12 protein-coding genes are annotated in these 12,848 nt (G+C 38.6%); 4 read left to right on the top strand and 8 right to left on the bottom strand.

Features of this window, described 5'->3' with window-relative positions; genetic code table 11:
- Positions 1-26: 26 nt before the first annotated feature.
- Complete coding sequence (locus DHD80_RS00650; RefSeq protein WP_251738950.1) at positions 27-752, bottom strand: SIMPL domain-containing protein; 726 nt, start codon at positions 750-752, stop codon at positions 27-29.
- A 33-nt stretch (positions 753-785) separates the two neighbouring features.
- Positions 786-1,130 (bottom strand): hypothetical protein, encoded by a 345-nt coding sequence (locus tag DHD80_RS00645; protein WP_251738949.1) that lies wholly within the window; start codon positions 1,128-1,130, stop codon positions 786-788.
- Positions 1,131-1,290: 160 nt separating this feature from the next.
- Between DHD80_RS00645 and guaA the strand changes: the two genes are divergently transcribed.
- The 4 genes from guaA (at position 1,291) to DHD80_RS00625 (ending at position 5,788) form a co-directional block, all read left to right on the top strand.
- The gene (guaA, locus tag DHD80_RS00640; RefSeq protein ID WP_251738948.1) at positions 1,291-2,820 is read left to right on the top strand and encodes a glutamine-hydrolyzing GMP synthase; all 1,530 of its coding nucleotides are present in this window, start codon (positions 1,291-1,293) and stop codon (positions 2,818-2,820) included.
- A 31-nt stretch (positions 2,821-2,851) separates the two neighbouring features.
- Positions 2,852-4,858: a LysM peptidoglycan-binding domain-containing protein gene (locus tag DHD80_RS00635; RefSeq protein ID WP_251738947.1), complete on the top strand. Its 2,007-nt coding sequence runs from the start codon at positions 2,852-2,854 to the stop codon at positions 4,856-4,858.
- Positions 4,848-5,246 (top strand): OsmC family protein, encoded by a 399-nt coding sequence (locus DHD80_RS00630; RefSeq protein ID WP_251738946.1) that lies wholly within the window; start codon positions 4,848-4,850, stop codon positions 5,244-5,246. Before DHD80_RS00635 ends, DHD80_RS00630 begins: the two co-directional genes overlap by 11 nt.
- 74 nt (positions 5,247-5,320) lie before the next feature.
- Positions 5,321-5,788: a DUF922 domain-containing protein gene (locus DHD80_RS00625; protein WP_251738945.1), complete on the top strand. Its 468-nt coding sequence runs from the start codon at positions 5,321-5,323 to the stop codon at positions 5,786-5,788.
- Here the strand turns inward: DHD80_RS00625 and DHD80_RS00620 are convergent.
- The 6 genes from DHD80_RS00620 to yidC form a co-directional block, all read right to left on the bottom strand.
- Complete coding sequence (locus DHD80_RS00620; protein ID WP_251738944.1) at positions 5,776-6,729, bottom strand: nitronate monooxygenase; 954 nt, start codon at positions 6,727-6,729, stop codon at positions 5,776-5,778. The two genes, DHD80_RS00625 and DHD80_RS00620, sit on opposite strands and share 13 nt — an antisense overlap.
- A 157-nt stretch (positions 6,730-6,886) precedes the next feature.
- On the bottom strand, positions 6,887-8,482 hold the full coding sequence (locus DHD80_RS00615; protein ID WP_251738943.1) for a S8 family serine peptidase: 1,596 nt from the start codon (positions 8,480-8,482) through the stop codon (positions 6,887-6,889).
- A 6-nt stretch (positions 8,483-8,488) separates the two neighbouring features.
- Entirely contained in the window at positions 8,489-9,676 is a 1,188-nt protein-coding gene (mnmA, locus tag DHD80_RS00610; protein WP_251738942.1) for a tRNA 2-thiouridine(34) synthase MnmA, read from the bottom strand.
- Between the two features lie 114 nt (positions 9,677-9,790).
- Complete coding sequence (locus DHD80_RS00605; RefSeq protein ID WP_251738941.1) at positions 9,791-10,183, bottom strand: lipocalin family protein; 393 nt, start codon at positions 10,181-10,183, stop codon at positions 9,791-9,793.
- Between the two features lie 26 nt (positions 10,184-10,209).
- Positions 10,210-10,866, bottom strand: a complete 657-nt coding sequence (locus DHD80_RS00600) for an aspartic peptidase (protein ID WP_251738940.1) — start codon at positions 10,864-10,866, stop codon at positions 10,210-10,212.
- 111 nt (positions 10,867-10,977) lie between these two features.
- Positions 10,978-12,837 carry a membrane protein insertase YidC gene (gene yidC, locus DHD80_RS00595; protein WP_251738939.1) on the bottom strand — a complete coding sequence of 620 codons (1,860 nt, stop codon included), beginning with the start codon at positions 12,835-12,837 and terminating at the stop codon, positions 10,978-10,980.
- Positions 12,838-12,848: the final 11 nt, after the last annotated feature.

Here is a 12,848-nt window from a genome sequence, read left to right as displayed (position 1 = left end):
AAATTCGTGAGGAAATGTAATAATTACTAATCAATTTCGTAATCCAGTCGCATAGTGATGCTGGCGGTTTTGTTCTTGTCTATCGTATTGTAAGCACCACTCCAGCTATAATCTTCCCCGCTGTTTTGCCCGGTAATTTGAAAAACCCCCATACTGGCATTTTTTAAATCTCCTAAACTTCCGCCGCTATTTTCAGCAATTTTTTCCGCACGTAGCCTGGCGTCTTCCGTAGCTTTCGAGATCATCTGAATTTTGAGGTCAGATATTTTTGTATAATAATACCTGGGAGGCTGAGAATTGAATTGAACACCTTTATTCAATAATTCGGTAATTTCCCTGGAAACCTGTTCGATCAATTCAACATCTGTAGATTCGATTTTGACGCTTTGCGAAAGTTCATACCCGGTAAAAATACTCCCTACAAAATTGCCATTTTGATATTGATTTTCCTGAAGTTCCCTGGTATTTACCGAGTTAAAAACAATATTATTTTCTTTGATGCCTTTATTGATTAAATAATCACGCACTACCTGCTTATCGCTATTTAAGTTTTTATAAGCCTCTTCAAGATTGGCACTATTCCTACTGAAAGTACCTTCCCAAACAATAAGGTCTGAGATAAAATTTTCACTGCCACTTCCGGTAACGGAAATAACCCCATCTGGATTTGCTCTTGATACATAGGCATTACCTAATAAATAAGCTCCTATGATAATTGCGATAGCAAAAATAAGTGCACCTATAAACTTCATAAACTAGGGTTTGATTCAAAGATAGAATGAAAATTACAAAGAAGTTTTATTTAATTCATCCCAAAGATGATTGGAAACGTCCAATTTCGTACTTTTTAAAGTCCTCGCTATCAACTCATCTGAAGCACCCAATTTTTTTAAATGCTTTTTAATCGCTACTTTAACACAGGCGAGGATCTGGAATTGCTCAATATTGTAAATAGCAGTGTGAATAAAGATTTCGTCTAAAACAATAATACGGGTAGTAAGACTAATCTCGTAATCCTTAACATCTTTTTTGGAAGAAAAATAATAGTCCACCTGAACCTGATTCATGCCTTCTAATACCGTATAGGGTTCCGGAGCATAAATATCATTGGCTTGAGGATTACAATTCATGAAAATATATTTTGGATAATATTAAGAATTTTATAATTATAAAATTCCCTCTAATAAAAATTAGGAGTTATCAGATTAATTATAATGCGAGAAATGATAATAAATTATTTTTTCGACAGATTCTGGGCTAGTTTTTTAGCTTGAATTTCTATTTTTGCACATGCAAAATAATGTACTAATTCTTGACTTTGGTTCTCAATACACCCAACTAATCGCAAGAAGGGTAAGGGAACTTAATATTTACTGTGAAATTCATCCATTTCATAAAATTCCTGAAGATCTTTCCAGTTTTAAGGCGGTAGTATTATCTGGTAGTCCGTTTTCAGTGAGGGGGGAGGATGCTCCACATCCAGATCTTTCAAACATAAGAGGAAAATTGCCAATTCTGGCGGTTTGTTATGGAGCGCAGTATTTTGCACATTTTCATGGGGGAGAAGTAGCCCCTTCCAATATTAGGGAATATGGCAGGGCAAACCTTTCTGTGATCAAAGATAACGAGGTTTTATTTGAAAATATCAAGGAAAATTCTCAGGTATGGATGAGCCATAGCGATACTATAAAAGATCTTCCCACCAATGCGGTAAGACTTGCCAGTACCGCAGATGTCTTAAACGTTGCTTATAGAATTGACGGTGAAGAAACCTATGCTATCCAGTTCCATCCGGAAGTTTATCATACTACAGATGGGAAACAGCTCCTGGAAAATTTCCTGGTAAAGATCGCGGGAACAGCACAGAGTTGGACTCCGGGGGCATTTGTAGATCTTACTATACATGAATTACGTGAAAAGATTGGAGACGATAAAGTAGTGCTTGGTTTAAGTGGGGGAGTAGATTCCTCTGTGGCTGCGGTATTGCTGCATCAGGCCATTGGTAAAAATCTATATTGCATTTTTGTAAATAACGGTTTACTGAGAAAGAACGAATTTGAAAGCGTTCTCCATCAATACAAGGATATGGGACTTAACGTAAAAGGTGTTGATGCCTCGGCACGTTTTTTGGAAGCGCTAAAAGGACTTTCCGATCCGGAATTAAAAAGAAAAGCGATTGGAAACACGTTCATTGAAGTATTTGATGATGAAGCCCATGAAATTTCAAACGTTACCTACCTTGCTCAGGGAACAATTTATCCTGATGTAATAGAATCGGTTTCAGTAAACGGGCCTTCAGTAACTATAAAATCCCACCATAACGTGGGTGGGTTGCCAGACTTTATGAAACTGAAAATTGTGGAACCTTTACGTATGTTGTTTAAAGATGAAGTGCGTAGAGTGGGAAAAGAACTGGGCATTGATAAAGATTTACTGGGCAGGCACCCCTTCCCGGGACCGGGACTGGCTATTCGCATCTTAGGGGATATTACTGAAGAAAAAGTCAGGATTTTGCAGGAAGTAGATCATATTTTTATTCAGGGGTTAAGGGACTGGATGTTATATGATAAAGTTTGGCAGGCAGGGGCGATGTTGCTTCCCATTCAATCTGTTGGAGTAATGGGAGATGAAAGGACTTACGAGCAGGTGGTGGCCTTAAGAGCTGTTGAATCTACAGATGGAATGACAGCAGACTGGGTAAATTTACCTTATGAATTCTTACAAAAAACTTCAAATACAATAATTAACAGGGTAAAAGGCGTTAATAGAGTGGTATACGATATCAGTTCCAAACCACCGGCAACTATAGAATGGGAATAATCTTATTCTGAAAAAATTTCAACCAAATAAAATGAAATATCTTTTAATAGTAAGTTTTCTTTTTCAGTTTTTCACCACTTCGGCGAATGCGCAGGCTTATAAATATCATACCGTAAAGAAAGGAGAGAATGTTTTTAGAATAGCCCAGGAATATAAAATTTCTGAAGAGGAGATCTACAAATACAATCCTGATGCAAAGAATGGAATTCAGGTAAATGAAAAACTGGTCATTCCGGTAAGTAATACTACTTCTACCCAGACTCAAACTTCTTCTGAAACAGCATTCGTAGAACATAAAGTTGCTAAAAAAGAAACCTTATATAGACTTTCCAAGCAATATAATGTTAGTATCGATGATATTAAGCGGTTCAATAAACATCTTTATTCTGAGGAATTAAAAACCGGGGAAACTGTAAAGATCCCAACGGGTCAAATTTCTGAAAGTTCAGTTGCTGAGGCTATTTCTGAAAGCAAACCTGTAACTCCAACCAGTACTTCCAGTTCCAATCCAAGCCCAACCCCATCTGCGGGAACCCAGGTGATGCAAACCGGCAAAACTAGGGAACATATTGTGCTTGAAAAGGAAACCAGGTATGGCATTGCCCGCAAATATGGGATGACTGTGGCCGAGCTTGATGACATGAATCCGGCCGTAGAGATGCTCCAGCCAGGAATGATGATTCGTGTGGGGACCGATGTTTTAAAGGATGAACCTGTTATTATTCTGGATGATCGTTTTGAATTCTACGAAGTAAAACCACAGGAAAATTTATTCAGATTATCACAACGATTTGGCCTTAGCCAGGATTCTTTGAAAGAATTGAATCCTGCTTTAAAAGACGGCTTAAAATATGGGATGATCTTAAAGGTTCCGGTAAAAGGTGGAAATTCAAATTCAGGAGAGATGAGTTACACGGGTACCGAAAAGAAAAACACCAAAATGGACCTTCGTAAAAACATCAACAACCGGAGCGCAAAGGAACTGGTAGTTTTGTTGCCATACCATCTCAATAAAGTTCAGGATGATTCTATTTCGAATTATAAGGATATTATCATGAATGAACGCGTGGTGAGAATTGCGCTGGATTTTTACAGTGGTGTTCGTATGGCGGTGGATGATGCAAAATCGATGGGAATTTCTACCAATCTTAGAACTTTCGATACCAAGCAAACTGCCGGGGAAGTCATTAATTTAATCAATAGCCAGAATTTTAGGAATGTAAATGCGGTGATTGGGCCATTATTGCAGGAAACTACAGAAGCAGCTGCATCCAGGCTGGAAGGACAAAATATCCCTGTGATCAATCCGCTTTCTAATCGAGAAATGAGAGGTTATAAAAATTTATTCCAATCCAGGCCCACCGAAGAAATCATGCGTTATGCGATGATGGATTTTATAGCGGCGAACTCTTCCGGTAAAAATGTGATCATTATTGCCGATCCAAAGAATGCTTCCATTAAATCCCAATTAAGTAGCATGATGCCGTCTGCCCGTTTTGCCGATCCTTCAGGAAATGCAGTTTCAGAACAAAAGCTTGCATCGATGATGAATTCTGGAAAAAACTGGGTGATCCTGGAAACCGATAATTTAAATTTAATTAGTAGTGTCACCTCTTCGCTGAACAGGCAGGCCAGGAACCATGATATTACTTTATTAACTACCAGTAAGAATAATGCCTATGATAACGACCTTATCTCCAATAATCATCTTGGAAAACTTAAGTTTCATTATCCCAGCGTAGACAAGGAATACGATACGGAGAGGACTAAAGACTTTATAGATGAATATGAAAAGCGCTTTGGAATTGAACCTAATCAATATGCCGTAAGAGGTTATGACCTCACTTTAGATGTCTTATTAAGACTGGCATCTGCCAATAATCTTTATGAATCCTTTGAAGCTTTTCCGGGATATACAGAATACTACGAAAGTAAATTTCATTATTTGCCAAATGCCGAAGGCGGTTATATTAATGATGCTTTATATATTTTAAAACTGAATGAAGATTTAACCATATCCAATGCCGATGACTTCTAAAGTTAAATATCTGGGCGGCCTTCGCACGGAAGCCGAACACTTACAAAGTGGAAATAAAATAATCACAGATGCTCCCGTAGATAATCAAGGGAAAGGGGAGGCATTTTCTCCCACAGATACCGTGGCAACTGCTCTGGCAACCTGTATGCTTACCATTATGGGCATTAAAGCTGAAACTCATAAAATCGACCTAAAAGGTACTACTGCTGAGGTTACAAAAACGATGGCAGCAGATCCCCGAAGAATTTCAAAAATTGAAGTGAAAGTTCACCTGTCTCAGGATTATGGGGAAAAGGTGAATAAGATCTTAGAGGACGCGGCAAGGACTTGTCCCGTTTTTTATAGTCTGCACCCCGATATCGAAAAAGAAATCAGTTTTAAATTCTAATGAAAACCTGGATCTTTTCTTTTTTGTTTTTTTCTGCTTTGAATATTTTTTCTCAGCAAGGAGAGAAAAAATATATGTGGAATGAAAGACCTGTTTTAACCTGGGATGATTTTAAAGCGAGTCCGGATCCTGAGAGTCCTTTTGCGGCAAATACCAATTCCGGAATAAGTTTTACGTGGAATTATAGTACTTCAAAGGGACAGCCTGAGTTGATCCATCAGGTTTTTAGCAATTTTTATCCGCAATATTCATGGGTAAAATCTTCGGAAAAAGATGCTTATCTCCTGGCCCATGAACAGGCCCATTTTGATATTTCTGAAATCTACGCGAGGAAGCTTAGAAAGGCCTTACAGGAATATGAAATTGGCAGAAATATTCGAAGAGACCTGAATGGTATTTATCAGAAGATGGAAAAGCAGCGGGATGTGATGCAAAGAAAATTCGATAAGGAAACAGATCATAGTGAGAATACCGAAGCGGAGATGAAGTGGAGAAAATTTATCACTACAGAACTAGAGCGACTTGAAGCTTATTCAAAATAAAGAGCGCTCATTTCTTTTTGTGCAGCTTTGAATTCTTCCATCATTTCCTGAACAATATGTGCCGCGGGTTTTATCTTATGGATCAATCCTGAAATTTGACCAATTTCAAGTTCGCCTTCTTCAAGATCTCCTTCAAACATTCCTTTTTTGGCTCGCGCCCTGCCCAGGAGTTCAATTAGCTCTGTTTTTGAAGGATTGGTAGTATAAAGCTGCTGAACATCTTCGTAGAATTTATTTTTCAGCAATCTTACAGGAGCAAGTTCCTTTAAAGTTAAAATAGTATCTCCTTCTTTGGCATCTACTATCCGTTGCTTGAAATGATCATGGGAAGAAGCTTCGGGTGTAGCTACGAATCTGCTGCCAACCTGTACGGCATCTGCACCTAAGGCCATGACGGCAAACATTCCTCTACCGGTGGCAATGCCGCCTGCAGCGATCAAAGGAATATGTATTTTCTCTTTTACCATGGGTATAAGCGCCATTGTGGTGGTTTCGTCCCTTCCATTGTGGCCGCCCGCTTCAAAGCCTTCAGCAACTACCGCATCTACTCCGGCTTCCTGGGATTTTAAGGCAAATTTCACACTGCTTACCACATGTACCACCTTGATTCCATGATCCTGCAAATGTTTGGTCCAAACCTTGGGATTTCCTGCAGAAGTAAAAACAATATTCACTTTTTCCTGAATGATAATCCCCATTAACTTGTCGATCTCGGGATAAAGCATGGGAACATTTACCGCGAAAGGCTTAGTGGTCGCTTTTTTACATTTCTGAATATGTTCTTTAAGGATCTCAGGATACATAGAGCCCGCACCAATAATTCCCAGTCCACCGGCATTGGAAACTGCACTGGCAAGTTTCCAGCCACTTGCCCAGATCATTCCTGCCTGGATAATTGGAAATTGAATATCGAAAAGGGAAGTTATTCTATTGTTGCTCATTATTTTTATGTATATCCGTTTTCTGCCCTAAAGTTCTTTCGTCACCCTGAATTTATTTTAGGGTCTCCATATTACATTGATTTACATTGAAATGAGATTCTGAAACAAGTTCAGAATCTCATCATTTTTCAGTTTAGGATGCTTTACGGACAAACAATTATTTTTTTATGATAATGCGGGATTCGTTGAAATTATCTTTTTCAAACATAGCAATATAAATCCCTCTGGAAAAACCGGAAAGATCAATTTGCTCCTCAACTTGATCTCTTTCAAGAATTTTTCTGCCAATTATATCAAAAATAGTAAGATGGTAACCTCCGGTTTCCGGTGCTCTGAAATTTAAAAAATTTTCAACCGGGTTGGGAAATATGACCAGTTCTTCGCTGGTAAAAACTTCATTTTGCAAATTTTCATAGGCCAGGGCAAAATTTGGAATTCCGTAACCGATTAAATTATTTGGATTGGCCGCATTGGAAGAAGATTCCCGAATGAGATCCATAATTTTATAATTTGAAAGTTCGGGGTTTGCCTGCCAAAAACTTGCGGCAGAACCTGCCATAAGCGGACTCGAAAAGGAAGTTCCACTAACCGCCACCAGTCTGTTATCTGGCGTTAGCACGACAACTTCAGATCCCTGCGCCATCACATCTGGTTTAATGCGCCCATCTGCAGTAGGCCCAACTGAACTAAATGCCAGCCTGTTTCTATCTGGATCTACCGCTCCCACAGTCAGCACATCCGCATCGGCGGGGGCGCCAATTCCCGGGAAAACATCACTTTCCCCACTGTTTCCTCCGGAAACCACGACCAGGATTCCTTTTTCCGAAGCGATGGAAGCTCCACGGGAACTAAAAGCAGTTTGACCATCCATGTCTTGTGCGGTATAGTTATAAGCGGGATTATCAAATAAGGCATAAGAGAGCGATGAGTTAATAACGTCTACTCCCAAACTATCTGCCCGCTCTGCAGCTTCCACCCAATAGCTTTCTTCTACCGGAGTTTCAGTAGCTGCAATTTCGGTTCTGAAGAGGTAATAAGCAGCGTCTGGTGCAGTTCCCACAATAAATTCTTCAATAAAACCTGCCATATTAGACAAAACCAGGGTCCCGTGATTGTTAAGTTCAGGATTGTTAAAATCATTTGATCTGCCCGGGAAATCGAAACCGCCCAGTAATTTCCCTTCATTTCTTATCTTTTCGAATCCTGATAGTGTATTTACATTCGGGAAACCGGCATCCAGAACGGCGATGATCATGCCTTCCCCGGTGAGATCATTCTGATGTAAAAAATCGGTTCCCAACATATTTACCTGATTTTCAGCAAAACCATAATCATAACTGATACTGGTTTCCAATTTCACTTTTCCGTAATTATTAGTTAGCTGGCTTCTAGTATTTAGATTATCATCAGCATATTCTATGGAAGAAACAAACTCCAATTCTTTTAATTTTTCAATTTCTCCTAATTCTCCAATAACATGCACGCAGTTTAGCCATTTCGATTTTGATTTCACGGCGATATCCTGAAAAGACTTAATTTCAGCGAGATAAGATTCGTTTACAGGCACGTCCCGAAAATCAATAGCTATGGAATGTCGCGATTTTCTCTGTACGGCACGCGCACTTAAAATAGATAGTGGATTGCTTATGGAAGCTTCTACATTAGGCTTGTCTTTAAAATAAACCCAGGCATGCTCTTCCTGCCCGAAAGTGGTAAATGAAATAAAAATAAATAGTAAAAGGAATTTTTGCATGCGCTGCTAAGATATCACTCCGGAGCCAATTAATTCGTCTTCCAGATACCAGGCAACGAACTGGCCTTCAGTTATAGAGGCCTGTGGCTCTTGAAAGACAATATACATGCCGTTTTCTGTTTGATACAAAGTGGCTTCCTGTAACGGCTGGCGATACCTAATCCTGGCTTTTACATTCATTTCCTGATCTGCCTTCAGGCTTAAATCTTTTCGAACCCAGTGAATTTCTTCAGTATTTATAAATAGGGCTTTGCGATAAATACCGGGATGATTTTTTCCCTGTCCCGTATAGATCACATTTTCTTCCACATCGGTATCAATTACAAATAATGGTTCGGGAGTTCCTCCCACAGCTAAACCTTTGCGCTGCCCTTTGGTGAAATAATGTGCACCCTGATGTTTTCCAACAATTTTACCCAGGCTAGATTGATATTGGTATTTTTTGGAGAGGTATCTCAATTCTTCAATTTTTGAATCGAAATCTACTTTCTCTTCGGAAAAGATTTCAGTATTGGCAGGAACTTCCACTATAACCCCTTCTTTCGGCTTTAATTTCTGCTGAAGGAAATCTGGTAAGCGTACTTTTCCAATAAAACAAAGTCCCTGCGAATCTTTCTTATCGGCAGTAATTAAGCCCTGTTCCGAAGCAATTCTGCGCACTTCAGATTTTTGCAATTCCCCGATAGGAAAAAGGGTTTTTGCTAATTGTTCCTGGGTTAACTGGCAAAGGAAATACGACTGATCTTTATTTTGATCTTTCCCGGCAAGGAGTTTATAAATCGTTTTGCCATCTTTTTCAAATTCGTCTTTTCGGCAATAATGACCCGTCGCCACATAATCTGCACCTAAAGAAAGCGCGATTTTCATGAAAACATCGAATTTGATCTCACGATTACAAAGCACATCGGGATTGGGAGTGCGGCCTCTTTCATATTCGTTGAACATATAATCTACGATACGTTCTTTATATTGCTCGCTGAGGTCTACTGTCTGGAAGGGAATTTCAAGCTTTTCGGCAACCAGCATGGCATCGTTTGAATCGTCCAGCCAGGGGCATTCATCAGAAATGGTAACCGAATCATCGTGCCAGTTTTTCATAAAAAGGCCAATAACTTCGTATCCCTGTTCCTTTAAAAGATACGCAGTGACACTAGAATCTACGCCTCCCGATAACCCTACAACAACTTTTTTCATGAGAAACCTTAATTCTAAATTTATAGACTTTGAAGAAGTCGGTTTTAGATTGGCAAAATTACGAAATAAAAAAAGGCAGCAAAAGCCGCCTTTCTATAATCCAATATCAATGAACTATTTTTCGAAAACTAAAGATGCATTTAATCCTGGAATACTTGGTACAAATGTAAATCGAGTATCACTATTGAAAGTTACCGTACCGGTTACATCACCATATAACGGGATAGCAAAGGTATATTGATTGCCGTCCTTGCTCCAGCCACCACTTCCGGGGTCAAAATCGCAACCACTTTCTGTATTGGCATAAAATTCAGAAGTAGCCGTATTATCCGCATTAAAAGTAATATTTGATTGGGAAGTACAATCATCGATAGTGTAGCCGGGAGCGTTATTTGCTTCAACCAGAAACCAGGTACCCACGATGTTGCCATCTTTGGAACTATCGTCATCATCGCTACACGAGGTTAGAACAGATAAGCTCACAAGTAATAAAAAGATCTTTTTCATAATTTAATTTTTAAGTAGGTTACTAATTAATATTCTATTTCTTCTTTCAATATTCCATTTTCAAATTCTTTCCAGGTCCCTATTTTCTTTCCTCCGGAATAATTTCCCTGTCTTAAAATATTTCCCTGAAGGTCGTAATATACGGCTGATCCATCTAATTTGCCATTTTTAAAATTAATTTCTTTATTCACTTCCCCACTCTCAAAGTAGGTGAAACTTGCACCTTCCTTTAGACCTTCGGTATAATTTGTCTTTTCGGCTAAATTTCCATTAGTGTAGAATGTTTGCTGAAGTCCGTGCAGGGAATCGGCTTTATAATTTTCCAGCATCATGATACTATCAGATTCCTGATGGTAATATTTCCATTCCCCTTCACGCTTTTTATCAACCGCATTTCCCTCGCTAATCACTTTTCCTTTCTGCGTATAATATTTAATGGCAACTGTATCGCTATTTTTATCAAAATTCATGATTGCAGAAGGATGCGCAGATATTCCTTTTTGATAAAATTTGAATTCACCAACTTCTTTTCCGTGATCAAAAGTTCCTTCAAATTTAGGAGAATTAGTGCCTTCAAAATTCACTTTCCAAAGTCCGTTCCTATTGCCTTCAGCATCCTTTTGATTGACCTGGGCAAAGCTTAAAAATGGGATTAGAAAGAAGAAAAAGCTTAATTTATTCATGTAGATTTTAAGGCAGGTTTGCATTATAACTGAAATTAGCTGATTTTATTATATAGAAAAACCCTGCCAAACTAAACTGGCAGGGTTTTTTCTGAAATTTTTATCGAAATTTTACTTTCCTTTCTGCTTGCTTTGTTGCTTTTCAGCCTGCTCCATCATATCCTGAAACTTCTTCGTAAACTTGTTCTGCTTCCTTGGCTTTTTCTTGTTCTCCTGAATCTTTGCGTGGATTTTTTCTTCATCAATGATCACATGTTTGATCACTAACATAATTCCAATTGTAATCAGGTTACTGGTGAAATAGTATAAGGATAAACCACTCGCGTAATTGTTGAAGAAAACCAACATAAAAACAGGGGAGAGGTACATTAAAAATTTCATGTTTGGCATACCCGGCTGCTGATTTGCCTGCATACTTTGTCCCGTAGTCATGGTCATATAAAAGAAAATCGCTACCGATGCCAAAATGGGGAATAAACTCACGTGATCTCCATAAAATGGGATTTTAAAAGGTAGTTCGGCAATCACATCATAACTTGAAAGATCATCTGCCCACAAAAACGGTTTTTGCCTTAACTGAAATGCACTGGGGAAAAACTGAAACAATGCATAAAAGACCGGAATTTGCATCAAGGCAGGTAAACATCCGCTCATAGGACTCGCACCGGCTTTGCTGTAAAGCTTCATCGTTTCCTGTTGCTTTTTCATCGCGTTATCTTTGTACTTCTCGTTAAGCTCGTTGATCTCCGGTTTTAAAACCTTCATTTTAGCCTGGGATAGATACGACTTATAAGTAACCGGGGATAATACAATCCTCACTACAATGGTCATTACAATAATCGCAATCCCATAACTTGGAAGCACGCCGCTTAAATATGAAAAGAAAGGTATAAAGAGATATTTATTGATCCATCCAAAAATCCCCCATCCTAATGGAATAACTTCATCAAGGTTACGATCATAATCATTTAGAATCTGATAGTCTGACGGGCCATAATACCAGTTCATATTATAATTAAGTTCGCCCCCTTTTAGTTCCAGCGGAAGCCTAGAAGCAAAAGTTTTTGTAAAAATTGTATCAATTTCTTCGTCTTCTACCAGGTTTTCAACTTCAAAATTTCCAAGTTTAAAGGAGGTATCCGTTAATAAAATGGAAGTAAAGAAATGCTGGCGATAGGCGATATAATCGATGTTTTCTTCCTCATCATCGCCATTGCTTAAGTTGTCATCATCTCCTTCATATTCGTAAATTAGATCGGTATACCTGTTTTCATAGGAGATACTTTTTGCATGGCGGTAACCTTTCAATTTCCAATCTAAAATAGGGTCCTGAGAGGAATTAAGAACTTTGGAAAGGCCTTGCGAACGCATATTGAAATCGAGCATATATTCTCCCGGCTTCATGGTATAGCGATATTCCAGAAATTCATCTTCAGAAACTTTTAATTTCATGGAAAGAATCTGGCTGCCGTTATTTTCGATAAGTTCCGGTTCGAAGAATAGATTTTCAGTATTTAATGTCCTCCCATCTGTAGTTCCAAAATTTATATTAAAGCTGGCATTCCCATCCTTGATCAAGTGAACAGGAATAGAATCAAATGTCTTGAATTTCTTAAGCCTTGCTTCTTCTATATACCCACCTTTGTTGGAGATCTTCAGCTCTAATACATCATTTTCTAAAGTAGTAGAACCGCTGGTTGCAGAGGGGAGGGTTTCAGAATATCCAAAAGCTCCTAATCTTCTTTGTGCATTTGCCAGCGAAGTAGAATCAGACTTTATCTCGTTATCGTCCTCAAATGAATTTTCATTGGATACCTGCGTATTAGATTCAGGATTTTCAACCTGTTCCGTTTGTGTTTCATTATCTACTGCGGTTTCTTCCGAAGAATTGTTGTAGAGCATCCAGAGAAGGAGTGCTCCTATAAGTAAAAATCCAATGATTGATTGGACGTCAATTTTCTTTTCTTCCATTACTTAATTTT

This window comes from Gramella sp. AN32 (assembly GCF_023718305.1).
Lineage (GTDB): Bacteria > Bacteroidota > Bacteroidia > Flavobacteriales > Flavobacteriaceae > Christiangramia > Christiangramia antarctica.
This window is presented reverse-complemented; position numbering and strand designations above follow the sequence as displayed.